This is a genomic window from Bacteroides sp. AF20-13LB, from assembly GCF_003603065.1.
Lineage (GTDB): Bacteria > Bacteroidota > Bacteroidia > Bacteroidales > Bacteroidaceae > Bacteroides > Bacteroides uniformis.
Genome location: NZ_QTMH01000002.1, coordinates 233,777 through 258,526, shown reverse-complemented (window position 1 = coordinate 258,526; position 24,750 = coordinate 233,777). Strand labels below are relative to the sequence as shown.

19 protein-coding genes and 1 pseudogene are annotated in these 24,750 nt (G+C 47.9%); 5 read left to right on the top strand and 15 right to left on the bottom strand.

The features are described 5' to 3' along the window. Window positions 1-103 precede the first annotated feature (103 nt). Window positions 104-811 (top strand): TIGR02757 family protein, encoded by a 708-nt coding sequence (locus tag DWX62_RS03320; protein WP_005826947.1) that lies wholly within the window; start codon window positions 104-106, stop codon window positions 809-811. Between the two features lie 4 nt (window positions 812-815). Here DWX62_RS03320 and ung read toward each other — a convergent pair whose 3' ends face one another. Beyond that, window positions 816-1,478, bottom strand: a complete 663-nt coding sequence (ung, locus tag DWX62_RS03315) for a uracil-DNA glycosylase (RefSeq protein WP_009038043.1) — start codon at window positions 1,476-1,478, stop codon at window positions 816-818. A gap of 213 nt (window positions 1,479-1,691) precedes the next feature. Between ung and DWX62_RS03310 the strand changes: the two genes are divergently transcribed. After that, window positions 1,692-2,042: a helix-turn-helix domain-containing protein gene (locus DWX62_RS03310; RefSeq protein WP_009038044.1), complete on the top strand. Its 351-nt coding sequence runs from the start codon at window positions 1,692-1,694 to the stop codon at window positions 2,040-2,042. Between the two features lie 169 nt (window positions 2,043-2,211). Here DWX62_RS03310 and DWX62_RS03305 read toward each other — a convergent pair whose 3' ends face one another. Continuing rightward, window positions 2,212-2,505 (bottom strand): YtxH domain-containing protein, encoded by a 294-nt coding sequence (locus DWX62_RS03305; protein WP_005826938.1) that lies wholly within the window; start codon window positions 2,503-2,505, stop codon window positions 2,212-2,214. A gap of 166 nt (window positions 2,506-2,671) precedes the next feature. Between DWX62_RS03305 and DWX62_RS03300 the strand changes: the two genes are divergently transcribed. Then, a complete protein-coding gene (locus DWX62_RS03300) occupies window positions 2,672-2,947 on the top strand; it encodes a putative quinol monooxygenase (RefSeq protein WP_005826936.1) in 276 nt (91 codons plus the stop codon). Between the two features lie 78 nt (window positions 2,948-3,025). Beyond that, window positions 3,026-4,885, top strand: a complete 1,860-nt coding sequence (locus DWX62_RS03295) for an SLC13 family permease (protein ID WP_005826934.1) — start codon at window positions 3,026-3,028, stop codon at window positions 4,883-4,885. 147 nt (window positions 4,886-5,032) lie between these two features. Here DWX62_RS03295 and DWX62_RS03290 read toward each other — a convergent pair whose 3' ends face one another. The 13 genes and pseudogenes from DWX62_RS03290 to DWX62_RS03230 form a co-directional block, all read right to left on the bottom strand. After that, window positions 5,033-7,384 (bottom strand): TIM-barrel domain-containing protein, encoded by a 2,352-nt coding sequence (locus DWX62_RS03290; RefSeq protein WP_207806016.1) that lies wholly within the window; start codon window positions 7,382-7,384, stop codon window positions 5,033-5,035. A gap of 85 nt (window positions 7,385-7,469) precedes the next feature. Further along, a pseudogene (locus tag DWX62_RS03285) lies at window positions 7,470-9,085 on the bottom strand (helix-turn-helix transcriptional regulator). A gap of 35 nt (window positions 9,086-9,120) precedes the next feature. Beyond that, window positions 9,121-10,326, bottom strand: coding sequence for a hypothetical protein (locus DWX62_RS03280; RefSeq protein ID WP_061411322.1), 1,206 nt, complete (start codon window positions 10,324-10,326; stop codon window positions 9,121-9,123). An 11-nt stretch (window positions 10,327-10,337) separates the two neighbouring features. After that, entirely contained in the window at window positions 10,338-10,982 is a 645-nt protein-coding gene (locus DWX62_RS03275; RefSeq protein ID WP_005826927.1) for an ATP-binding cassette domain-containing protein, read from the bottom strand. Between the two features lie 41 nt (window positions 10,983-11,023). Further along, window positions 11,024-12,577: a DUF4836 family protein gene (locus DWX62_RS03270; RefSeq protein WP_005832938.1), complete on the bottom strand. Its 1,554-nt coding sequence runs from the start codon at window positions 12,575-12,577 to the stop codon at window positions 11,024-11,026. A 22-nt stretch (window positions 12,578-12,599) separates the two neighbouring features. Then, complete coding sequence (locus DWX62_RS03265) at window positions 12,600-13,298, bottom strand: 16S rRNA (uracil(1498)-N(3))-methyltransferase (RefSeq protein ID WP_009038062.1); 699 nt, start codon at window positions 13,296-13,298, stop codon at window positions 12,600-12,602. 1 nt (window position 13,299) lies between these two features. Then, window positions 13,300-13,884: a bifunctional nuclease family protein gene (locus DWX62_RS03260; protein ID WP_005832936.1), complete on the bottom strand. Its 585-nt coding sequence runs from the start codon at window positions 13,882-13,884 to the stop codon at window positions 13,300-13,302. A 26-nt stretch (window positions 13,885-13,910) separates the two neighbouring features. Next, on the bottom strand, window positions 13,911-15,167 hold the full coding sequence (locus DWX62_RS03255; RefSeq protein WP_057087262.1) for a nucleoside permease: 1,257 nt from the start codon (window positions 15,165-15,167) through the stop codon (window positions 13,911-13,913). A 314-nt stretch (window positions 15,168-15,481) separates the two neighbouring features. Next, window positions 15,482-16,663, bottom strand: coding sequence for a class I SAM-dependent rRNA methyltransferase (locus DWX62_RS03250; RefSeq protein WP_057097518.1), 1,182 nt, complete (start codon window positions 16,661-16,663; stop codon window positions 15,482-15,484). A 39-nt stretch (window positions 16,664-16,702) separates the two neighbouring features. Continuing rightward, entirely contained in the window at window positions 16,703-17,326 is a 624-nt protein-coding gene (locus tag DWX62_RS03245) for a 3'-5' exonuclease (RefSeq protein WP_120172579.1), read from the bottom strand. Between the two features lie 3 nt (window positions 17,327-17,329). Then, on the bottom strand, window positions 17,330-17,884 hold the full coding sequence (locus tag DWX62_RS03240; protein WP_008665189.1) for a DUF5063 domain-containing protein: 555 nt from the start codon (window positions 17,882-17,884) through the stop codon (window positions 17,330-17,332). Between the two features lie 64 nt (window positions 17,885-17,948). Next, window positions 17,949-20,039 (bottom strand): BT4734/BF3469 family protein, encoded by a 2,091-nt coding sequence (locus DWX62_RS03235; RefSeq protein ID WP_008665191.1) that lies wholly within the window; start codon window positions 20,037-20,039, stop codon window positions 17,949-17,951. A gap of 89 nt (window positions 20,040-20,128) precedes the next feature. Next, the gene (locus DWX62_RS03230) at window positions 20,129-22,948 is read right to left on the bottom strand and encodes a glycoside hydrolase (RefSeq protein WP_008665193.1); all 2,820 of its coding nucleotides are present in this window, start codon (window positions 22,946-22,948) and stop codon (window positions 20,129-20,131) included. Between the two features lie 201 nt (window positions 22,949-23,149). Between DWX62_RS03230 and DWX62_RS03225 the strand changes: the two genes are divergently transcribed. Continuing rightward, window positions 23,150-24,730 (top strand): hypothetical protein, encoded by a 1,581-nt coding sequence (locus DWX62_RS03225; protein ID WP_133303662.1) that lies wholly within the window; start codon window positions 23,150-23,152, stop codon window positions 24,728-24,730. The last annotated feature ends 20 nt before the right edge of the window (window positions 24,731-24,750 follow it).

Sequence of the window (24,750 nt, the reverse complement as noted above, 5' to 3'; positions counted from 1 at the left end):
AAGATAAGCTATATCCCGGCACAACTTTTTCGTGCAAGCATGAAAGTTTTGCATTCGATTTGCAATATCTTTGCATTTCAGATGAAAAAACAAATGCTTGCAGATGACCGAGGAGATTAAAAGACAACTTTGGGAGTGGGCGGCGGCCTATCATTGCGCCGGCTTCATTCAGAACGACCCCGTACAGTTTCCACATCGCTATGAACGGAAGCAGGATATTGAAATCAGTGGGCTGCTGACTGCCATCATGAGTTTCGGCAACCGTAAACAGATATTGAAAAAGGCTGAAGAGTTGCATAGGTTGATGGGGGTATCACCTCATCAATACGTGTTGTCCTGCCGATGGAAGAATGACTTCCCTGCTACGGACAGAAGCTGTTTTTACCGAATGCTTTCTTATGCTGACTTTCATTCCTATTTCAGGCGTTTGCATGCTGCCTATTCTGCTTTTGACAGTCTGGAGGATGCCTTATGTACGTATGCCGGTAATCCGATGGAAAGGTTATGTGCATTTTTGGAAGTCTCGGCAAAGAGCCCCCAGAAGAAACTGAACATGTTTCTGCGCTGGATGATAAGGAAAGGTCCGGAAGTGGATTTTGGTATTTGGGAGAGATTTGATTGCAGGGACCTGATTGTGCCTTTGGACACGCATGTCTGCCGTGTGGCCTATGCTTTGGGACTCACCGAGACAGAAACATTTTCTTTGAAGAATGCCCGCCGGATTACTGAAGCTCTGGCAGAGGCCTTTCCGGACGACCCGTGCCTGGGGGACTTTGCTTTGTTTGGAAGCGGAGTTAGCGGAGTATTGTAGCGTGTTACCAGTCTATTTCTTGTATCCCTCTGCTCCGTAAGAAATCGTTGGCTTTACTGAAGTGCCTGCAACCGAAGAATCCGTATTCGGCAGAACGTGGGGACGGATGGACGGTAGTCAGAATCAAGTGTCTGCTGCTATTGATTAAAGCGGCTTTTTCTTTGGCGTACGCTCCCCAAAGCATGAATACAAGATTCTCCCGTTCTTCACTCAGTTTCTTGATAACAGCGTCTGTGAAGATTTCCCATCCCATGTTCCGGTGCGAGCCGGTTTCGTGGGCACGTACTGTGAGGACGGAATTCATAGGAAACACGCCTTGCGCTACCCAACGGTCCAGATTTCCGGAAGTCGGAATGGGCTTTCCCAAGTCCTGATGTATTTCCTTGAATATGTTTGCCAGAGAACCGGGAATGGCTATTCCTTTCGGTACGGAAAAGCAGACTCCATAATACTGACCGGGATTAGGATAAGGGTCTTGTCCGAGTATGACGACTTTCACTTTCTCGAACGGGCAAGAGTTGAAGACGTGGAAAATTTGATGGCCGGGAGGTAGCACGTTGGCATGTCCATACTCACTTTTTACAAATGCTACCAGCTTCTCAAAATAAGGTTTGTCAAACTCCTCTTGCAGGCGTTTTCTCCAGCTTTCTTCTATTTTTACGTTCATAAGAGTCTTGCAGTTACATATGAATAGGAAACGATGTTGCAAAAATACAAATAATCCGGATGAGGCAGATGCATTTACGAGTATAAAGAATGTTTTAATTATCGTATGAAACGATAGTTATTTTGAGTAAGTTTATTACTTTTGTGGTGCAATGCCGGACACTAAGCATAAAGCCGTCATTGTTGAGGTTGAACTGATTGGTAAAATAAAGGAATGGAAAATTTTCATCGTATGGATGCTTGTCCGGTACGGGATGTACTGAGCAGGTTGGGAGACAAATGGACAATGCTTGTGCTGGTCACACTGAAAGCGAATGGAACGATGCGCTTTTGCGATATACAGAAAACCATAGGGGATATTTCCCAGCGGATGCTGACGGTTACATTGCGCTCATTGGAGACGGACGGGCTGATTGTCAGGAAAGTCTATGCGGAAGTTCCTCCTCGTGTGGAGTATAACCTTACAGAAACCGGATGTAGCCTGATGCCGCATATCGAATCTTTGGTAGGATGGGCATTGGAGCATATGAATGATATTTTGAATCGGCGCAGTCTGCAGAACTGATGGGTCGATATGCAAAGAGGGTGTGTCGAAACTGGTATTCACCACAGATTACACAGATTTGCACAGATAAGCATCTTTGATTATCAGTAGATTAAGCTCATTCTGTGTTAATCCGTGTAATCTGTGGTGAATTTTGACACACCCCTTCAGAAGTTTCCAAGTGCTTGTTTTATTTCTTAGCATCGGCAAAATTGTGAACCTTGTTTTTCAGATTGTCAGCTTTCTCTGCGGCCTCATGGGCCTCATGGGCCATCTTGTCTGCTACTTTGGTGCCAACGTGCAATGCTTCTTCTTCAGCAGTGTTAATGAACTCCTTGGCTTCGCCATTTGCTTTGTGGATGGCACGGCATATGGCATCTTCCAGCTTTTTAGCTTTCTCCGTACGGGAGAAGTGGTAGGCCAATGCACCGGCAACCGAACCTATTCCCAGTCCGATCCAGAAATTAGAATCTTTACATTTCATAATCAAGTCAGTTTTTAATAGTTAAAGTTAGAATCAATTCTGATGAGACAACATACTTGCCAAAGATTGGTTCATCCGGCGGGAAAGGAATTAATAACAATTTACTTTTGTTGGTGGAGATATTTATTCTGCTTAAATTTGCGATGCACTTAAAATTTATACAAGTATGATTAGATTAAATGTTTTTATTCAGGTAAGTGCGGAGAACCGTGCCGCAGTATTGGAATCTGCCAAAGAACTGGTCGCATATTCCTTGAAGGACAATGGATGCATTGCTTATGATGTGTTTGAGAGCGCCACTCGCAGCGATGTTCTTATGATTTGTGAAACATGGAAAGATGCAGAGTCATTGTCTGCCCATGAAAAAGCAGACCATTTTGTGGCCCTGGTGCCCAAAATCCAGGGGCTGGCTGCCATGAAGTTGGAAAAATTCGAGTTCTGAATCAGTAATTTGAGGTAGTAAGGGGTTGTGTGATCATGCGTAAATAAGTATATTTGTGCATTCTTAATATACATATTTATGCTGATTACCCTTATTATCCTTGTTCTCTCCGCTGCCTTTTTTGTAGCAGGCAAAGTCCGTTCGGACATTGTGGCGCTTTGTGCGCTGATTGGTTTATTGATATTTCAGATTCTTACTCCTGAAGAGGCCCTTTCCGGCTTCTCCAACTCGGTGGTGATTATGATGGTGGGCTTGTTCGTTGTGGGCGGCGCCATTTTTCAGACCGGGCTGGCTAAAATGATAAGTTCGCGCATTTTAAAGCTGGCAGGCAAAAGCGAGCTGAAACTCTTCTTGCTGGTTATGCTGGTTACCTCTGCCATTGGTGCTTTTGTGAGCAATACGGGAACGGTGGCTTTGATGCTGCCTATCGTGGTGAGCTTGGCACTGAGTGCCGGAATGAATCCTAGCCGTCTATTGATGCCTTTGGCTTTTGCCAGCAGCATGGGCGGTATGATGACACTTATCGGTACGCCTCCTAACTTGGTCATTCAGAATACATTGACGGGAGCGGGCTTTGAACCGCTGTCTTTCTTCTCCTTCTTGCCGGTGGGCATTGTGTGCGTGATAGTGGGAACTTTGGTTTTAATGCCTCTGACCAAATGGTTTCTCTCCAAGAAAGGCAAAAAGAATGACGGAACATTGTCGGGTAAATCATTGGACCAACTGGTACAGGAGTACGGACTTTCCAGCAACCTGTTCCGTTTGAGGGCTGTCAATGACTCCCGTCTGATAGGAAAAACCATCATAGACCTGGATGTACGCCGCAAGTATGGTCTGAATATCATTGAAGTACGGCGTGTAGACTCTTCCCAACATAGATTCCTGAAAACTATTACCCAGAAATTGGCATCACCCGATACGACTATTTGGGTGGGCGACGTGCTTTACATTACGGGAGAGGTGTCGAACGTAAATCGTTTTGCTGAAGACTTTTTAATGGAAATGCTCGACGGGCATACCACTGAAGAAGCCTCTAAAGCCGACAAGTCCCTTGACTTTTATGACATCGGAATTGCCGAAATCGTGTTGATGCCTTCTTCCAATATCGTGAACCGGACGGTGAAGGAAGCGGGGTTCCGTGATAAATTTAATGTAAATGTATTGGGCATCCGTCGTAAGAAGGAATATATATTACGTGAATTGGGACGTGAGCGTATGCATAGTGGCGATGTTTTGCTGGTGCAGGGTGCGTGGCAGGACATCGCACGGATAAGCAGGGAAGATTCCGATTGGGTGGTATTGGGGCAGCCTTTGGCAGAAGCTGCCAAAGTGACGCTGGATTATAAAGCGCCCATAGCTGCCGCTATCATGGTGCTGATGGTTGCCATGATGGTCTTCGACTTTATTCCCGTGGCCCCGGTGACAGCGGTGATGATTGCCGGCTTGCTGATGGTGCTGACGGGATGTTTCAGGAATGTGGAAGCCGCCTATAAAACGATAAACTGGGAAACAATTGTACTCTTTGCAGCCATGCTCCCCATGTCTCTTGCACTCGAAAAAACCGGTGCCTCGGAATATATATCCAACAGTCTTGTAAGTGGATTGGGCAGTTATGGTCCTATTGTGTTGATGGCAGGTATCTATTTCACCACTTCATTGATGACCATGTTCATCAGCAATACGGTGACGGCAGTGCTGATGGCCCCTATTGCTCTTCAAAGTGCGGTTCAGATTGGAGTAAGTCCCGTTCCGTTCTTGTTTGCCGTGACGGTTGCGGCAAGCATGTGTTTCGCTTCTCCGTTCTCTACACCGCCCAATGCACTGGTGATGCCGGCAGGACAATATACATTCATGGATTATATAAAAGTGGGGCTCCCGTTGCAGATTATTATGGGAGTGGTGATGGTATTTGTGTTGCCGTTGCTGTTTCCTTTTTAGCAAAGTATATGACCACTTCATTATGCTGTAATATTGGGCGCGGATTACGCGGAATAACGCGGACTATGCAAATTGAATTCTTGAAATTTGCGTAATCCGCGCCTAAAAAATAGTAAGGTAGTTTTGACACGTTCCTCCTTTTTACTGTTACAGCTTTATACTCTTTTTCTTTCCTGCATAGCTTATTGTTTTTCCACCTTTCATCGGCCGGTCTCCCGTACCGGAGTCCTGACCGACCAGGACAACCTTGAACTTGCGGCTTTTCAGCATACCCGGAAAACTACCTTCTCGCTCTTCTATTGTCAGACGACGGGCCTTGTCGTCCCAATGGAAGCGGATGATGGAATAAGCTCCCTTTTCGTAGTTGTAGTTGTCATTTTCGTCCTCGTAGAGGGTGAATGTGCCGTCGGCACCCGGATAGATGCGTATCTCCAGATTGTCCCAATTCTTTTCGGTGGAATACTGTACTTTGGGACCGAACGGCAGGATACTGCCGGCTTTTACATAGACGGGCAGAATCTCTTTCGATACACTGCGGTTCAAGGTCTGTCCGCCCTGCTGTTTTTCGTTACTCCAGAAGTCCCACCAGTCTGCGCCTTGAGGGAGGTAAACCGGCCATTCCGTCACTTCCGGTCGGGTGACCGGTGCTACCAGTAGGGAGCGTCCGAAAAGAAATTCGCCGCCAACTTCATGTGTTTTAGAGTCCGCTGCAAAATCCATCACTAAAGGACGCATGAATGTACCGTCATTGTGGGACACATCCCAGGAAGTGCTGTAAATGTAGGGCAGAAGGTGATAGCGCAGATTAATCATCTTCTCCTGGGCATCGAAACACCACTCGCCACGCTTGCCGAAGTTCCAGATTTCACGGGGCAACTCCGTACCATGTGAACGCATCATCGGGCAGAAAGTGCCGAACTGCATCCAGCGTACATACAGTTCCTGGTATTTGGGGTTCTTGGCTCCTCCCTCCTTGTTCCAGCGTCCGGCAAAGAAGCCGCCTATGTCACTGTTCCAGTTCGGAATGCCCATTAAGGTGTAGTTCAGTGCGGCAGGAATCTGTTTCTCCAGCATGTCCCAAGTGGAGGTCACGTCACCACTCCAGGTGTTGCAGCCGTAACGTTGTTGTCCGATAAATCCGGAACGGGTCAGGATGACAACGCGTTTGTCTTTGCTCAAAGCCTTTTGATGCGAGGCTATTCCGTTGTTGTGCATCAGTGAGTAGGCATTTTTTACACTCCGGTAAGATCCCAAGTGAGTGGGGAGGTCATAGTCCGATTCTTGTCGGTTGATATGGTCGGGCTCTGTAGAATCGAGCCACCAGCCGTCGTTGCCGATGTAACTGAAAATGCCTTTATTCAGATATTTCCAATAAATGTCCCTTGCTTCGGGATTGTAGACGTCGTAGGGGCGTGCGCCACTTTGTGGAGGCCAGGTATTAAAATTGATAATCATGCCTTTGGCATTCAGCTCCTTGCGCTGCTCTGTGTGGGTACCAAAGCCGGGCCATGCCACAATCATCAGCTTGGTATTCAGTTTGTGTATTTCGTCGGCCCACTTCTTGGGATTGGGAAAGCGCTCAGGGTCAAAGCTGTGTGAGTTCCACGCACTGTCCGTCTTCTGATATTCGGGCCAGTAGCGCCAGTCTTGAATCATACAGTCAATGGGAATTTGCAGCTCGCGATACTTCTTCAAGACATTCAGGCTTTCTTCCTGCGTATGATAGCGCTCCTTGCTTTGGAAGAAACCATAGGCCCACAACGGAAGCATGGGGGAGTGTCCCGTCAAGTCGCGCACCTGGGCGATGATGCCGTCGGCGTTTCCGCCATACATGAAATAATAGTCCGCACAGTGTCCCAGGCTCTGGAAAGCGAGTTCCTGCGGAGTATCCATGAATTCTGAAATGGAGTAGTTGTCCCAATATACGGCATAGCCTTTCACAGGCGACATGAAATAAGGAGAATAGGTGAACATGTTCTCGTTCTGCATGTGGTGCATGGAGTTGCGGCGGTTGAATTTGCCGTCCATCACTTGTCCTACTCCGTAGATGGGTTCGTTTTTATCCAATAGGAAAGAGCCCCTTACTTGATAGGAGGGAGTGCCGGCATCATTCTTATCGGCAAAAGAGGTGCCGTAGTCCTTGTCTTTCAGCAGCTCATTGCCGGCGATGGTATGGAAACTGATGCCTCCGGTTGCCGGATTGATAAGAATTTTCAATGTGGAAGATTTCAGCACGGTTTGTCCTGCTTCCTCCGAAAAGTCCACTTTGACCGTTTCGGGTGATTTGACCACTACCAGACTTTCTTTGTTGTAGGGTTTGCCTTCGGGAGTTTTGTAAACCCGCACAATGGAAGGCGAATAGAATTCCACACGGATGTCCATTCCTTGTGTGGTGCATTTCATTCCTTGAGGTGTGCGCTCTGTGTTCTGGGCGGCACACAAGTTTGCAAGCATGGTTGCACAAGTCAGCACGAAGCCGGCTCTTTTCATAAAATTCATTTTCATGGTTCTTTTAAAATTATGCTGCAAAAGTAACCTTGAATCCCCTTTAGGTGGCAACAATCTTGTTGAAACGGAACAATACTCAGGTTGATTTCTGCATTTTCTCCGCATATTCCGAGGGACGGCAGCCGTATATTTCCTGGAAACATTTGCTGAGATAGCTGGAACTGCTGAAGCCGGTACGCTCTGCGATTTCCGTAATGCTGAGGCTGCCTTCCAGGATGAGTTGTGCCGCACGTTGCAAGCGGATGTTGCGGATGAAGAGGCTGGGGGACTGGTCGAGCATGGCTACCAGTTTCCGGTAAAGTCCGGTGCGTTCCATACACAAGTCGCGGCTTAGCTGCTCTACGGAGTAGCCGGGTACATGCAGGTTTTTTTCCACCAGTTCGATAGCTTTTGTCAGGAAAACAGATTCGGATGCGTCTTGCTTGTTTTCTGTTTGGGGAGGTTCGGTATGGCTATGTACACAAGTTATGTTTTGTCCTTCCGGTGATTTCTTTTGTTCCGCTTCATAACGGTTGCACTGCTCTATCAAGTTGCGGATGCGGAGCAAAAGGATTTCTTCTTTGTGTTTCCGTTCCATCTCCTTCCGGGTGCGGTGTATGTAGAGGCGGATGCTTGCCGCAATGATGGCGATTGACAAGACTATATGTTTGCTACGGCTGTATTTCTTTCAAGTGATAGGGGGAAATCCTTCTTGTCTATGTGGATGTGCTTATATAAGGCCGGATGGTAGTACAGCAATCCTCTGTTGAATGTTCCGAACCATAAAGCTCCTTGCCGGTCCTGGAAAATCGTACTGATTTCTGTAGCAAGGACGTTGCCCTTTCGGGTCCTCAAGGTGGGCATGTAGTGGCGTGTCCTCTTTTCGGGGTCAATAATCCAAAAGCCACGGATGCAGCTGATGTATGCTTTCTCATCTGCGGAGATCATCAGTGTATTGAGGGTATACTCTGTTTCCATCAGCTTCTCCCATGCTCGCTTATGGAGGTCGAAATGGAAAAATCCTCCTTTAGAGCCGTTGCGCAGTTGATAGAATCCGTTTTTTCCTCTGAGTATGAGGGAGGTGTTTTGGAATTTTTCTTGTTCTGTTTGGGGATATGCGGCAATGTCATACTGTTGTTTTCCGTTTTTTACATCATAGCACACGATTTCTCCCGTGTCATGGAACAGATACAGAGATTCTTCGTCTGCAGTCAGGTCTTGTATTGTTCCTCGGTCTTCAGACAGTTTCAATCGGAAGGAAAGTTCCGGCTGTAACAGCTCGCCATGGCTGATTACCCAGACGAGCCCCCGTTCGTCCGCAAACAAATCCTCTATGGGATGCTGCATACCTTTCTGTTGAAAGACGGAGTCCAGGTTGGCAATGTATCGCTCGTTATGGAGATTGATGCACATCAGCCGTTGGTAATCCTTTATCCACAAGAGGGAATCACCGCTCAGATAGACATGGTAGAAGCCCTTGTATTGTTTCAGCGGATATATATATTCGGGGGTAGGCTGCAGAGAGGTGAAGTTGGCTCCATCATACAGATTGACGTTCTGGGTGGTGGTAAATACCATTCTTCCGTCCGGAAGTTGGAGGATATAGCGTATCTGGTTATCACTCAGACCGTGCGAGGTGTCAATGGAAGTGAATAGAAAGTCATTGGCAGAGATGGGAAATGCCATGCTGAGACATAATACCAACACTACCATGAACTTTATATCTGTTGGATGGATTTTTCCCATCTTTATTTTCCCCCTTTCCAGATACTGATAATTTTTTTGCCTATTGCCAAAATATTCAGCAGTGATACAGCAAAAAATAATAGGCAACCGGTCAATATGCATGGAAGCAGTGAACCGCTCTCCAGTTGCGGGAAGAGGTTTTGGACTACTTCTATATAGTAACTGCGTACCCATGCCACGCAGCCGATGGCGAGGAGCAGTACCAGTACATTCAGCCCTACTGTCAGTATATAATAAGGCGTGGCTACCCGCGTCGGGCTATATCCTATCAGCAGCAGGTTTTCCAGTTTTACCGTATTCTTTTGGAGAAGCAGGAAGATGCTCAGCATCAGGATGTAGAATGACAGAATGCTGATGAACAGTCCTACTCCCATGACAATAGCTGTAATGAGGCGCAGGAAATAAGTTGTCTTTCCGGCATCCAGATTGTTGCCTTCGGTTTCGTAATTCTTTTGCTGGAAATAGTCGGTGATGGCTGTGTCGGTAGGATTCTTCACTTCCACAATAAGTCGGGACGGTTCAGCTTCTTTTTCCGGTGCAAAATTCTTGTTGGCCCAGTCCATGAAGGATTGGGGGACGAGAATGGTATTCAGCCGGTTGGAGAATCCTACAATGTTGCCTTTATATTGTTCCACACGTCCGTTGCCCCGCATCATGATATCCATCTGTACCAGACTCATCAAACCTTCGGAGAGTTTCGGCAGACTCCGGCTTTGTGCAAAGCCAAAGTTATAGAGGTTCAGATAATTGCGCGGAACGATGATGGGAATTATCCGGGTATCTTCATCAAAATGCCATTTGTCCAGACTGACATCCACATATTCGTCGGGTACAGACTCGAAAAACATCTCTGTCGACAAGCGGATACCGGCTTCCTGCATACCGAGTCCGGCAGAGACTTTGAACAAGGAAGGAGTGAACGCGCCTACCCCTTTGGTGAAAGGTTGGGCTTTCAGGTCTTTTATTTCATCTTTGGAGAAGGTATTGCTTTTCCCGGCAAAGCTGCCCAAAGTACTGATTTTCTTGGTAGCAATGATATAATCCTTCTTCATGAAACTGTCCCCTTCCGTAAAAACGGGAAGGACATCACGATAGAATTGTACGCTCAGCAATACAATCATCATGCCGAAGAGATTGGCGAGGAAAAAGCCTGCCAACTGTCCGACACTGATGTGCTGGCGGAGAAGTTTCCAAACAAGTCGGTTCATATTAGCCACATTTATAATTGATAAATTTCATCATAATCCAATTCCAGATGTTTGCCGATGGAAGTCACTATGATTCCCGCTCCTTGGCGGCTGGCTTCTTCTGTCAGCAGCCTGCCCATGATTGTTCCGTTCTCGTCATCCAGATGGCTGACGGGTTCGTCCAGAAAGATGAAGTCGAAAGGCTGGCAGAGGCTGCGGATAAAGGCGACTCTTTGTTGCTGGCCGAAAGATAGCTTCCCGGCTTTTTCGTTTACCTTGTCGGCAATGCCGATTGCCTCGAATAGGGTAAGGACTTCTTTCCTTTTTTTGAAGTTGGTAAGCCGGTTCTTCAGTTGTATGTTTTCGATGGCGGTAAGTTCGGGAAAGATACGCAACTCCTGAAAAAGAATGCTGAGGGAGTGTTTGCGTATATCTGTCCAGTCATTGACGGAGAGTGAACGGATATTGCGCTCATCAAAGTTGATGATTCCCTGATAATCGTTGCGGTAGCCGTAAACATAGCTGCAAAGCGATGATTTTCCGGTGCCCGAAGCGGCTTCTATGAGATAACGTTTCCCTTTGTGGAACGTAATGTCCCGATGCCATACGTCTGAGGTAATGGCATCACGGTCGGCAAACACTTGAGGTAGTGTTTGCCGTAGGTGAATCCTATTCATGAGTGGTATTAATCCTTAATCTCTAATCCTTAATCCTTAAATTACATTCCTGCAAACTGCTTGATAAAGTCCACAATCTGTTTCAGTGCATTAACATTCTTGTTCTTCAGCTGCAGGGTGACGGTTGCCTTGTCCTCGTTGCCGACAGCTTCCAGATACGAGATATTGCCGAGCAGCGAGTAATAGGTGCTATACTCTTGTCCGCCAAATCCAGCTAGCATTTTTACAACGGGCAGGTCAAGTACGGCTTCCGCATTGATGACAAAGGCTGTGCGCTTGCCTTTCAGACTGGAAGCGAAGTCCGTCTCTTTGGCAGACGGGTCAGCGGTCTTGCATGCATTCTTATACAGCAGTTCGTCATTGGTGGCGTACATCTGTTTGTCTCGTATGCCGAAGAATATGTTGATAGCGCGTGATTTATAGACATATTCATTCTCATTCAATTTCACGATGTCTTCGCCGCGTTTCAGTCCCAGTTCGGACTTTTTCTCATAAAGAGCTTTCAAGGGAGCGTCGTTCTTTACGCTGGCATAGGCCAGGAAAGAAGGATTGCTGTTCATGGTTACATTGATAAGGCCTATGGTCAGGTCGTTGTGGAAAGCACTGAACAAGTCTTTTACTTCAGCGGCTTTGGTAATGGAGAAATCGTTGCGGAACTGCTCATTCTCTTGCAGCACATTGTAGAACTCTTCTCCATTGATACCTATGCTGAATAGCGCCAGGGTAGATTTTGGGAAATACTTCAAGAACGTGTTTTCGATGGGACAAGTACTTTTGATTTGCTTTTCGAAAAGTGCTTTCAATTCTGTGTTCTCGGTATAGCTCTCTACTTTCAGTTCTATTTTCCCTTTTTCGAAGGAGAGACTTCCCAGCATCTTCAAGTCTTTCAGGTCGATATTGTGGGATATTCCGTAATTCAGCGGATTGGCGTATGCACTCAGCAGGCTGGAAGGAGAGATGAGCATATTGATGTCTCCATCCTGCTTTTGCATTTTCTTGAAAGCGGTGTTACTGTTGATGCTGTTTTCTCCGGTCTGTTTCAGCAAGGCGGGAATTCCTTCTTTGACTTTTTCCAGTTGCGATGTGCCGGTGTAGTTCACCATCATAAGCGTGGTAGGAGTGAAAGCGAGCAATGCCCGCTTGTTGATTTGTGCAAAACTGTAACCGTCCGCTTCTGCCACATGGCTGATTATCTGTTCTTTCTCCGTAACTTCCAGAAGCTTCAGCAAATCATCCTCACTTTGAACCTTGGCTACCATGGTGGTGTAGGGGAACGAGGGAGCGTTGAAGACATAAATCGGCGCATTGACGTCCACTCCCGATTTGGCAGGGTCTTTCAGTACAGCCTCCAATTGTTGGAAAGTAGCTGCATTCATATCGCTTTTCAAGGCATCTGTCAGCTTTTGCAGTGCTTCTTTAGTCTCTTTATCTTTGGTACCGGCCTTGTCTGCCAATGATTTTAAATTGACAGCGATGACTTGCGAGGCATCGGAAGGAATAACGTTGGTGTATTCTGGCTTTTTGGACGAACAAGCGCTTATCAGCACGATGAGCATTGCCAGTACTGAGAAGTGGAAGAATAGGTTCTTTTTCATATAGTTTTTGTTTTAGTGAGTATCATTGATTCTGTAAATTGAGGATGTGGCAGGCAACCAGTGCCGCCGTCTCTGTACGCAACCTTGATTTTCCCAAGCTGATGGGGATAAAATCGTTTTCCGTCGCCTTCCGGACTTCCTCTTCGCTGAAGTCTCCTTCAGGACCGATTAGTACGAGAGCGTCCTCTCCGGGATGTACCATATCCTTCAAAAGCGGTTTTTCGCCTTCATAACAGTGGGCGATGAATTTCTGACCCGGAAAAGGCTGTGTGATGAACTTGTTGAAGTCTGTCATTTCATTCAGTTGGGGCAGGCGTGCCTTGAGCGACTGCTTGATGGCAGAAACCAGAATTTTGGAGATGCGCTCCGTCTTGATGACTTTCCGTTCCGAGAAACGGCAGTTCAGGAATGTCAGTTCATCAAACCCTATTTCCGTCGCTTTCTCGGCAAACCACTCTGTACGGTCCATGTTCTTGGTAGGTGCCATGGCAATGTGCAGATGACCTTTCCACAAGGGGGCTTGCGGAAGGGTTTCCAGAATATTCACCAGGCAGCGTTTGTTGGTAGCCGTACTGATTTCGGCGCGATAGAAGCAGCCCTTTCCGTCTGTCAGCATAACCTCGTCGCCTGCTTGCAGGCGTAAGACCCGTACGGCATGTGCTGCTTCCTCTTCGGGCAGTTCTGCGTGGGTCTGTATGTCGGGAGTATAGAATACGTGCATGTTACAAATTGTTTTTGAGTTGGTTGATTTGGTCTCTTATCTGTGCGGCTCGTTCGTAATCCTCTTCTTCGATTGCTTTCTGCAGGGCTGTTTTCAATATGCCTATTGTGTCTTCCTGCAACAGTTCGTCTTTGTCCGGCTCGCTGCCTCCCATAGGGTCGGTGGTGCTTTCGCCGGTTTTCAGACATTCTGTTTCGAGAATCTCTTCGTAGACAAAGATAGGAGCATTCATGCGCAATGCCAGGGCGACGGCATCGCTGGTACGGGCATCAATCCGGAGAATAGTCTCTTCGGCTTTCATGTAAAGGTAGGAGTAGAATACTCCGTTGTCTACTTTATAGATAAGAATACGCATCAGTTTTACACCCAGCACCTCAAGAACGGAAGCAAATAGGTTATGGGTCAGCGGACGGGGCGGTACAATACCTTTCATCTCGATGACCATAGCTTGTGCTTCGGTGGCACCTATAATAATCGGAAGCTGGCGTTTGCCACCCACTTCACCCAGTACCAGGGCATAGGCACCCGCTTGCGCCTGGCTGTTGGAAATGTTTAGTACTTGTAGTTCTATCTTTTTCTTATTCATACCTATTAAATCAACCTGACTCTCAATCAGTTTTTCTCTATTTTTTCCGGATTATGTTTATAGCGGAACACCATTCCAAATAGCAGACCAATGACTAAAGCATATCCTGCAAAGATAAGCCATACCGGTGTCCAGTCGCGGCTTACCAGTCCTCCGCCTTCGGCATATACCGAGAAGGCATCCACCACGGCTCCGCTGGCATAACCTCCGATGATGGCTCCCACACCGTTCGTCATCATGAAGAACAAGCCTTGTGCGCTGGCACGGATACTGGGATGTGCCTCCATTTCTGTAAACAGCGAGCCCGATACATTGAAAAAGTCAAATGCCATGCCGTAGACAATCATCGAGAGAATGAGCATCCAGAGTCCGCTTCCCGGGTCTCCGAGGGCAAAGAGCCCGAAACGGAATACCCATGCAAACATACTTATTAACATAACACGCTTGATTCCGAAATGTTTCAGGAAGAAGGGGATGGCAAGGATAAACAGCGTCTCACTCATTTGCGAGATGGAGAGCAGGATGACGGAGTGTTTTACACCGAACGAATCTGCATATTCGGGTATGGAAGCAAACGAACCCAGGAAAAGGTCGCCGTATGTGTTTGTTATTTGAAGGGCGGCTCCCAGCAGCATGGAGAACAAGAAGAAGATAGCCATCTTCTTGCGCTTGAACAGCACCAGTGCGTCCAGTCCGAAAGCGGAGAGCATCGTTTTTCCTTCGCTGCGCATGGGGGGGCAGGCTGGCAAAGTGAAAGCATAAAGTCCCAGCATGGCTGCCGATATGGCTGCCACATAGAGCTGTGCCGAACTTGCCTTGAACCCGGTGAGGTCCACAGCCCACATGGCACAGATAAAGCCTACCGTTCCCCATACACGGATGGGGGGGAAGTCTTTCACCAAATCCATTTTATATCTTTCCAGCGCATTGTAGGACACGGTGTTGGCCAGGGATAGCGTGGGCATGTAAACAAGCATGTTGAGCAGCATGGCCCAGTACATGTGGGTGTACGTAGTGGCAGTGGAAGCATAAATCAGAGCACCGGCACCGATGAGGTGAAGTATGCCGTAAAGGCGTTCGGCGTTTATCCATTTGTCAGCGATGATACCGGTCAGTCCGGGCATTATCAGTGAGGCTATACCCATGGTTGCAAAGATTGCTCCGATTTGTCCGCCTTCAAAATGTAACGTACCGCCCATGTAACCACCTAATGAAATCAGCCATGCTCCCCAAACGAAGAATTGCAGGAATTGCATGGCAGTGAGTCGGAATTTGATGCTCATAATATTAGCTTTTTATGTTTTGAATTATGTAATAGATGCAAATGTACAATGAGACTAGGAGAAAAACAAGTTCTGTACGGCTTTTTCTTCAACGAAAGAGATTAATGAGGGATGGGTTTTGGGAAGGAATGTATTATAAAAAAAGAAGGGTATCTATCCCAGACACCCAATCTTTATTAACCTTAAATCTAATACCATGAAAAACACAGTGCAAATATACACGGTTTATGTTATATAACATGCTGTTTTGGCGTATTTCTGCTTTTTATTAACTCTATTTAAGAAAAGCAGGCTAACAAAGCCTGCTTTTTCCTTTATTCTACATATAGAACCAGTCCTTTCAGGTATTCCCCTTCCGGATGATAGATGCTGACCGGGTGGTCGGCAGGTTGCGTCAGTTGGTGCAGGATGCGTACGCTGCGGCCGGACATGGCAGCGGCTGTGAACACGGCGGTGCGGAAGTTTTCTTTGCTGACGGCTTGCGAGCACGAGAAAGTGAAAAGAATACCTCCGGGCTTGATTTTTTCGAAAGCCTTGACATTGAGTTTGCGGTAGCCTTGCAGGGCATTGCGCAGAGCATCGCGGTGCTTGGCAAAAGCAGGAGGGTCAAGAACTATCAGGTCGTATTGGTCGCCCATGCGGTCAAGGTATTTGAAGGCATCTTCTGCATAGGCGGCATGGCGGGTGTCACCCGGGAAGTTCAGTTCGATGTTCTTGTTGGTCAAGTCGATGGCTTTGGCGGAGCTGTCCACGGAATGCACCAGTTTGGCGTCTCCACGCATAGCATATACGGAGAAGCCGCCGGTATAGCAGAACATATTCAGTACGCTGCGGCCTTTGGCATAACGTTCCAGTAGCGAACGGTTCTCGCGTTGGTCTACGAAGAAACCGGTCTTTTGGCCTTTCAGCCAGTCGATGTGGAACTTCAGGCCGTACTCCATGGCTACATTGTCCGTGCTACCGCCTTTCAAGAAACCATTCTCCGGATAGAGGTCGGCCTTGAAGGGAAGGGTCGTCTCCGATTTGTAATAGATATTGTCAATCTGGTTGCCCATCACTTCGGTAAGGGCATCGGCAATGGCCATGCGGTCGAGGTGCATGCCGGCAGAATGTGCCTGCATCACTGCGGTGCGGGCATAAATGTCGATAACAAGCCCCGGCAGGTTGTCTCCCTCCCCGTGCACCAGGCGATAGGTGTTGTTTGTCGGGTTTCCGGCTATGCCGATACTGCGGCGCATGTCGTATGCTATGCTGAGTTTGCGTTTCCAGAAGTCCGCATTGATTTCTTCGTCTTGGCGGAAGGTCAGTACGCGTACGGCGATACTGCCAATCTGAAAATGCCCTTTGGCTATGAATTCCTTTTTGGATGTATAGATTTCAACTACTTCCCCTTCTTCGGGCTCTCCGTCGAAATGTGCGATGGCGCCGGAAAACACCCACGGGTGAAAACGCTTTAATGACTCCTCTTTATTGGGTTTAAGGTATACTTTGTACATATATATAATGTGATTAATGTGGTAATGTGATAATGTGCATTACATTACCACATTATTATTGGCTTCTATCTCAAAATCTCCTGTCCGTTTCAGTTCTTGCAGCTTGTTGTAGATGTTGAGGCATGCCCAGGCATCGGTGGCGGCATACAGTTTCTGCGGTTCGGTCAAGGTTTCGGCTTCCCAGTTGGAAAGGCGCTGGCTTTTCGAAATCTTTTCCCCGAAGAGGATGGCATATATCTTTTGCAGGCTTTTATCCTGGATGCCGAAAGCGCGGACGTATTCCTGCAATTCAATGCACGCATGTTGTTCGAAAGGAGCACGCTTGTGCAGCATCATGAAGTCATCCCGCAAGGAAAGGCCTACTTTCGTTACACTTGGGTTTTCCAGCAATGTGATAACCGGCAGAGTCAGTCCCGTCAGGTTGAGGCGGAACAGAAAGCAATGTTCCTCTGAGGAAATCTGCAGCAGGGCCACCTTGTGTATCTGTCCTTTTGTGAACGATGGACGGGTTTCGCTGTCTATGCCCAGCAACGGGCAGGACTTCAGATAGGCGACTGCCTTCTCCACTTCCCACGGTGTCTGTACGACATGTATCTGTCCCGGAAAGGCGGCTTTGGGCAGGTCTTTCACTGTTTCTTTATCTATTGTTCTTTTGATAACCATAATTTAATATTCAAAGTCTGCGGTTTCCTCCTCTTCATCCTCGCCTTGCGCATACTTCACCTCGTGCAGGGCACGCAGGGTGTTGACAAGCTTTTGTCCCCAATGGAGGCGGAAGTTTTCCTGGCAGATGGCAAGCGAATCGTTCATCGTCTCGTTGAAACCCAGCTGGAATACGAAGATAAAGTCCTTGATGTCCTGGTATATGTCGGCCAAGTCTTCGGAAATGTTCCTGGTGATGGGCTGGTCACTATACTTCATGTCGGATACGAATACGTCCAGGTAGTCGTCTTTCTCGGCCAGGATATTGGCGAGGTTCATGCGGAGTACCTCATAGGTCTCTTCGGTGACGAATGTTTCCGGCGCCTCGTCTCCTATGGTTTCGCACTCGGGCAGCATGGAGGCCTTCAGGTAGAGCAGCGGAAGTATTTTTAAGGAGGTATCGACGAACGCGGAACGTTTCACCCCTTCCGCTTGTTCCAGAAACTTGCAAAACTCGGCGGCTACGGTCACAAACTCTACGGCATTCCGGTCGAATATCACTTGACTTTCTTTTTTCATATCTTCTTGATTTGAAACGCAAAGATAGCGCAAACCGAAAGTAGAAGCAAATTAATTGGCAGGATTATTCTTTTTTCACTACATGATATTCTGTTCCTCTTGTCTTCCGGCGGCTGCTGATGCCCAGTTTGTGGAGTGCACGTCCGAACAGAGCCACTTTATTGATGGACAGCCGGTCTTTGGTCTTGGTTTGCAAGAAGGAGAGAATCTCCATAGGGGTCATCCAGTCTCCTTCCTCTTCATTTTCGGCGGGATGGAAGTGGCAGAGGAAGAGCTGTTCCAACGGTGTGGGCTGTTCAAACTCCCGGTTGGTCTGTTTCAAGATGGCTTCGTCGGAATCGTCCAGCCAGTAGCGTTCACCTTTGGCTATGGCATCCATGGCTTGTGCGTAGAGTTGCCGGTAGTTGATGGTGACATTGGTATGGATGGGGCCGGTGACTTCGATGCAGATGAAACGGCGGCTGCCGCTGGGGTCTGTCAGCAGGTCTTTCTGGTTGCTGGTGGCTATAAAGGAGGCGTAGCGTCTTATTTCCTGGATGGCGGTGCCGTAAGGCTTGCGCAGGTTTGCCACGGGTTTCTGCAGCAGATGCTTTAGAAAACCTTGCTGATTGACGCTGATTTGGTCGAATTCGTCGATGTTTATCAGGAAAAAGCGGCCGAGGCTCCGCTCTGCGTCCTGCTTGCTTTTGAAGTCGATACTGTCGGTATATCCGAAGCGCAGTTCGGGTGGCAGCAGGATGCGGCAGAAGGTACTTTTACGATAGCCTTGGGCTCCGACCAGTAGGGGAGACGTGTTGTTTCCATGCTGACGGTCGATGTTTTGCCAGTGCGCCGTCATGCTGAGAAACCAGCGGTAGAAGAGTTCCCGCCAGTACGGATTGTTGCAGGGGACGAGGTCGGCCAATGCGCGGATACGGTCCTTGCCGTCCCAATGTCCGGTGCTGTTCAGATATTCTTCGATGGGGTTGTACAAGGGAATGGCGTCCGAGTTGAGGTAGCGTGCCACATCTCTGTCCCATACGCTGATTCCTTCTTTCAGGGCATTCTGTCCGATACTGCTTCTTACCCGCTGGTCGGCAGGGCGGAAATGGAAGTGTATGGAGTCCCGTTGGCGGAATTCCAATTCTCCCAGCACGGTGTTCCAGCGGAACTCATAGCGTCTGTTCATGAATTCTTCCAGGCGGAAGGCGGTGATTTGGTCGCGGGTCATGCTGCTACGGGTGCCGAAGCCTTTGCATTCGCGGTAGAGGTTGTGCAGGGTCATGCGCACCAGTTGTTCATCCGCTTCGCGGTAGTAGTGCATCATGACTTGACGTACTGCCTCTTCTTCGGGAATGCCGGCTTTGTAGCAATGCCTGGCAAGCAGGTAGAGCAGGGGGCGAAGGTCATCGCCCCGTTTCCAGTTTTCCAGCTCTTCGAAGGTACGGTTCAGGGCGGCTTCGAAGAGGATGGAGAAGGTTTGGGAGGCCGGATAGCCGGGGGCAATGCGCATCAGCGGGTTTGCTTCGGTCTGTTTCCGTTGGCCGAAGGTGGGCTCGTCGGGCACGGACAAAGGCTGTTCCAGACAGAAAGGGACGGCAGACGGATTGTAATAGGGACGGTCATCGAGCGTCATGCGGCAGCTTTGCTCCACGGCAGGTTCTTTCAGTGTGACGGGGTAGGGGAGCAGGGGCTGATAACAGTTTACGGCGAGCCGGTAGGCAGCGGTATGAAACAGCCTGATTTTTTCTTCCTGCCTGGGGCGCGAACCGTCGGGGGTGGCAAACAGTACCCATATTTTTACGCTTCGTCCGCTGCTTCCGCAAAAGGCGGCAAAAGTTTGTGGCAGCAGGGCCGCCTGGCGCTTTACTTGCTCCACTTCCACGGCATTGGCCAGGTGGTTGACTTCAATCTGTACCAGTCCGTTGTAGGTTTTCAGGTATCTTTCCCCCTCTTTGCTGCGGGCATATTCTGCGGCAGGGCAGATGCGTGGCAGTTTGTCTATGCAGGGGTAGTGTCCGTTGCTTCCGGTGATGTGGGGAATGAGGCTGCGCAAGGCGGATATGTGTCCGGCTTTGTTCTCGGTTTTCATCTTCTCCATCAAGGTGTCGCTGGGCCATGTGCTGAATGTCTCTTTGCCGGTTTCACGAGCGGTGCGTATAAGGGTAAGTTTCATGGGGTGCTTGCTGTATTAAAGTCCGCAAAGCTACTGAAAAATGACGGGACAGCCGAGGAAAAGTGGAATTATGATGAAACTTCTCATATTTATTCCGGCTGTACGTCGTAATCCGACTGGTTTTTCACGCCGACAATGTCTTGCTTCCTCACCTCGGTTGTTAATATGTGCTGCAACTGCTGTGAGGTCAGCGTCTCGGTGGGAGAGAACTCAGCCGACTTCATATAGCTTAAAATGGCATTGCGCAGCTGACCTCCTTCCGGAGTGTGGCGAATTGCTTCGAGGTTGCTCATACAAACCAATACCTTACCGTTGTCTACGGCAAATTCGAACAGCAAGCCTAACTTGTGGTTCCGTTCCACATTGTCTACTACTTGGATAAGCGGCTTGTATTCGTGGCGTGTAGCGTTCAGAATAAAGGGGCGGGCATGGCGTACGATGCTCCACCATTGCCAGTTGCTATGGCACTCGGTGGGGAACTGCCGGAACAAGGGATGTTTCTCGTCCATCAGCAAGGAGAGGGTGCCCGGCGAAACTTCGCGGCCGGCGTTTTCCGAAATGCTTTTGAACATGGCATAGTTCCAGTAGTCAGGAGTAAAAAGTCCACCTACACTCTGTTCTTCAATGGCTTTGTGGTCGGGTATAAGCAGTATCTTCCCTCCTTGGCTCAGTCTCTTTCGCGCCTCGTCATCCAAGGACTGACAGATGAAGATGTCCGCTTCGCTTTCCGGTGTCCGGTCGGGGTATACCCATAAGTTATAATAGTTATGATAATTCCCGGTGGTCAGTGTCAGTCGCAATTGGGCAGGCTTGTCTATTTCGGTAAGGGTGCTTTTCAACTCGCCCACCTGCATTACTTTTCCTTGCTCTACATGGGCGGGGACTTTGCCTTCGCGAACAAAAGTTACGCTGTCACTCAGGCTTTCCAGACGCCAGCATAATGCATCAGACCATGGTTGCTCTTCGTAATTTGTCAGGGCGAGTCCTATGTTCAGCTCTTCTTTGTTGCTGTAACAGTAGGTGTCCATAAGCGCCAGCGGTACCACCGGAGCACAAAAGCCGCGGAATGTTTCGGGAGTGACAATGCCTTTGCTGTCCATGAAAGCATCCAGAATGCCTACCAGTGCCGAGCCTTGTCCGGGAAAGTCTTGAAGGTCGAGCATCTGGAATCCACCTAAACCGGCAGTGCGCAGGCCGTATTCAATATCAGCCTTGTAGCATTCGACGGCAAACCGGCCGGTGGCCTGATGGAATGCGTCAATCTGGTTCTGCAGTCCATTTTCATTGAGCCGGTCACGGAATATCTCCAAGTTATATGGATGCAATACGCCGGTGTATTTCTCCAACTCCTTGTAGTCGGGATAAATTTGGAACTGTCCGGTTTCGTGACTGATGACCGGTCGGGGAGATTTCGCTATGGCAGCAGTATAATCCGCACGGGTATTGGGACGGGTGTTGTTCAAGATACCTCCCTTTTCGGCATCGACAAAGGCAAACGAACTGCGTACGTGCGTTGTATAGCCTTCGCCTCCTCCTACCCGGCAGGTTGTCAGATAATCTTCACCGTCTATGGCACCTCCCCAACCCAGGAAGTTGTTGGAACCGAGCGAATAGAGATGGCGGTTGTCATGTTTTCTGAATCCGTCCAGCCAATTGCGCATCAGGTCAACGTCGCCACCCAACTCGTTGCCCAGTCCCAACATGGTGAATGAGGGGTGATTGCCCATGTAGTCGAGGGTCATATAGGCTTCGTTCAGCAAGAAGTCATTCAGGCGATGGTTGTCCGGTGAAATGCTTCCCCATAAAGGCAACTCGGCCTGGAAATAGATACCCTCGATGTCGGCAGCGGCAAAAGCGGCGCGGGGCGGGGTGTAGGAATGGCAACGGTAGTAGTTGATGCCATAACTCTTGGCTGTCTGAAAAACTTTTCGCCAGGACTTTACATCCATCGGCGCATATCCGGTAAGTGGGAATACGCAAGCGTCGTGTTTGCCGCGCAAGAAGGTCTTGAAGCCGTTTATGGTGAACTGAGTACCTTCGGTGGCAAAGTCGCGCATACCGAAATCTGTTATTATATTGTCTTTACCCTCGTTTGTGGCAAGGGTCACGTTCAGTGCATAAAGTGTGGGGTGGAATTCGCTCCATGTCTGCATCCGGTTGCCCATGTCGAGCGTCAGTTCTATCTTATTTTCACCTTTGCTTAAGCCGACTTGTTTTTCCATGTCCAGTAACAGGTGTTCTTGTTGGGTGTTCCACGTCTTGGCAGAAAGGGTCACTACGCCCGATTGCTCCGAATCGCTGTATATGTTTACATGGATGCGGGCCTTTTTCTCCTTTACAGACGGGTAGACTTGTACCTGCTCGAGATAGGTGTGTGGGGTCGCTTCGATGTAGAAATCGCCCAGAATGCCGTTCCAGTTGGTTTGTGTGCCGTCGGTCCAGGCATGCGAGCTTTGGATTTCGGCTGGTACGGAGCTGGGGGAATTGTCAATGCGTATCTTTATATGGTGGCTGCCGGGTGCCAAGGCCGGCAGGCTATAGCAGTGAGGTGCATAGATATGTCCCAACGTGCCGACGCTGTCCCCGTCTATCCAGAGAGTACTGGGCTTTGTACGTTCCATGAAGAGTATCAGGCGTTTCCCTTCCATCTGTACGGGAATTTCAACATCTTTTTCATATTCTACGATGCCGGAGTAGGGATAAGTCCGTGTCAACTGGGAGGTTACATTGGTGGGATGCCTGCCGTCTCCCAACTTGTTTTCATCCGTCGTACCGGGCAATGTGCAGTTCCCTAATGAACTGTTCCAATTTCCTGATAAATCGATTCGTTCTCTTATTGTCTGGAATTCTTTTTTGTCTGTACATGATGCCAGACATGCCAATAAGCATAATACAATGAAATTTCTCATAAACTACCTGTTTTTCATGGCCGGTGATTGATTGACCGGTTGCAAATATAGGGCATTGCTCCCGTCTCTCTGTATACAAAATGTTTCCAATTATGTGACGGGATGTTTTTTTATTGCTATCTTCATGCTTGATATTAGTGTTGTTGAGTGTTCGTCATTATAGATGAGGATTTTTATATCATGTAATTTGTTTCTGTCTTTATGAATAAAGAATTGAAAATCAGTGATAAATCACCTTTTGAGAAAATAAGGAAGTTTGATGGGCAAGGACGGTCATACTGGACTTCGAGGGAATTGTGCGCTGCTTTGGGGTATAGTACGTACCAGAAATTTTCCGTTCCATTGGCAAAAGCCATGAGGTCTGCCGAAGCGGATGGTATAAATGTGGATGAGCATTTTAACCTGATGGTTGAAATGGTTGGGGTAGGCTCTGGTGCGCGTAGGAGCGTGGAAAACTATCACCTTACGCGGGAGGCTTGCATCTTTATAGCGAGGCAGGTCTATGCTAAAAAGAAAGAAGTGCAGGCAGCCCTTGAATACTTTTCCAGTGTTAGCATTGATTTTGATGGGGCCGAATGTGATGTGAACTGTCAGGAGGTTGTCTCTGAGATGGAGAAAGATAAAATCAGAGAGAGGAACCGGGAGCATTGGAAAAGGTTAAATGACGAAGCTTCAGAGTTTTATAAAAAGAAGATGAGGCTGCTGGATGAAGTGGAGGATTTTAAAGCGGATGCTTCTTTTCATGGGAACAAGGCTCCACATCACATGATGTACAAGCTGGGGACATTGTACAGTAAGGATGGATGCAGAGGGTATGAATTTCTGATAGAATATGATGTGTATGAACCGGTTGTCGGCATTTATTATGGATGTAAGGGACTGATTCTTGATGAGAATGATAAAGATGGGATGGCCATGTTCAATGAAGAATGGGAAGATATTCGTTATTATGTTACTGCTGTTCTTGAAAATACATTTCCGGGGAAATTTTTCACTCACCGCTTTAAGCCTACAAATAATGCGAACAACCATACTTATTGGCCCTTTTGGATTACTCTTCATGAAGATGAGGATATTGTGGAGGTGGGTGCAAGGGCGGTTCGTCTTATAAGAAGTGTATATGAGGGGTATCTTGAAAATGAAGATGTTGAGGCTCTGAGAAAACGTTCTGACTCCCGGAAAGAGTCTCAAAAAGAGGATAAGATACGTTTCTCTGCTGATGTTAACTTTACAAAAGAGGCATATCAGGAACTGCTTGAAAAGATAGGCCGAATGTCGAAAAAGGGAAAGGGGAAGACAAATAAAAAATTGTTTGAGAAGCTGCTGGAAAAGGCCACTGAAAGTGGATACTTAACAAAAGAAAAACACTATGAGGCAGCGTGGCGGATAGTAGGAAACGGAGATGTGAAAGAGCGAGATTTCCAGAAGAAAACTAATAAACAATTTGTCTATGTGATTATACTTCTTCTGGGGTATATGCAATTTTATTTGAAAACATTAGATACTTCTAAGTGTGGTAAAGAAAATAATAGAATAGTGGCTGTTTCACCTCCTTACACGCATATCAACAAGATTCTGATGACAATGAACGGCAGATCTTTCGGGGCAACACTAAGAAAGGTGTGTACAAAGGGCGATGCTACATCTATAATAATAAATGCATGGAAAATATTGCAAACTCTATTAGACCTGCCAAAGGACGCGTGGAGAATCGTAAATGATACATTGAACTTTCCTGACTGGCAATGGGAAGAATTTAAAAAGAACATGAGGAATGGATAAAGAGGTTGATTGCCTTTTTC

Coding starts and splice junctions, on each gene's coding strand:
- DWX62_RS03245 (WP_120172579.1), bottom strand. CDS start 17,326: ATGGTTATCAAAAGAACAATAGATAAAGAAACAGTGAAAGACCTGCCC.
- DWX62_RS03280 (WP_061411322.1), bottom strand. CDS start 10,326: ATGAACCGACTTGTTTGGAAACTTCTCCGCCAGCACATCAGTGTCGGA.
- DWX62_RS03260 (WP_005832936.1), bottom strand. CDS start 13,884: ATGAATAAGAAAAAGATAGAACTACAAGTACTAAACATTTCCAACAGC.
- DWX62_RS03225 (WP_133303662.1), top strand. CDS start 23,150: ATGAATAAAGAATTGAAAATCAGTGATAAATCACCTTTTGAGAAAATA.
- DWX62_RS03305 (WP_005826938.1), bottom strand. CDS start 2,505: ATGAAATGTAAAGATTCTAATTTCTGGATCGGACTGGGAATAGGTTCG.
- DWX62_RS03240 (WP_008665189.1), bottom strand. CDS start 17,884: ATGAAAAAAGAAAGTCAAGTGATATTCGACCGGAATGCCGTAGAGTTT.
- ung (WP_009038043.1), bottom strand. CDS start 1,478: ATGAACGTAAAAATAGAAGAAAGCTGGAGAAAACGCCTGCAAGAGGAG.
- DWX62_RS03300 (WP_005826936.1), top strand. CDS start 2,672: ATGATTAGATTAAATGTTTTTATTCAGGTAAGTGCGGAGAACCGTGCC.
- DWX62_RS03320 (WP_005826947.1), top strand. CDS start 104: ATGACCGAGGAGATTAAAAGACAACTTTGGGAGTGGGCGGCGGCCTAT.
- DWX62_RS03270 (WP_005832938.1), bottom strand. CDS start 12,577: ATGAAAAAGAACCTATTCTTCCACTTCTCAGTACTGGCAATGCTCATC.
- DWX62_RS03255 (WP_057087262.1), bottom strand. CDS start 15,167: ATGAGCATCAAATTCCGACTCACTGCCATGCAATTCCTGCAATTCTTC.
- DWX62_RS03235 (WP_008665191.1), bottom strand. CDS start 20,039: ATGAAACTTACCCTTATACGCACCGCTCGTGAAACCGGCAAAGAGACA.
- DWX62_RS03290 (WP_207806016.1), bottom strand. CDS start 7,384: ATGAATTTTATGAAAAGAGCCGGCTTCGTGCTGACTTGTGCAACCATG.
- DWX62_RS03310 (WP_009038044.1), top strand. CDS start 1,692: ATGGAAAATTTTCATCGTATGGATGCTTGTCCGGTACGGGATGTACTG.
- DWX62_RS03265 (WP_009038062.1), bottom strand. CDS start 13,298: ATGCACGTATTCTATACTCCCGACATACAGACCCACGCAGAACTGCCC.
- DWX62_RS03230 (WP_008665193.1), bottom strand. CDS start 22,948: ATGAGAAATTTCATTGTATTATGCTTATTGGCATGTCTGGCATCATGT.
- DWX62_RS03250 (WP_057097518.1), bottom strand. CDS start 16,663: ATGTACAAAGTATACCTTAAACCCAATAAAGAGGAGTCATTAAAGCGT.
- DWX62_RS03275 (WP_005826927.1), bottom strand. CDS start 10,982: ATGAATAGGATTCACCTACGGCAAACACTACCTCAAGTGTTTGCCGAC.
- DWX62_RS03295 (WP_005826934.1), top strand. CDS start 3,026: ATGCTGATTACCCTTATTATCCTTGTTCTCTCCGCTGCCTTTTTTGTA.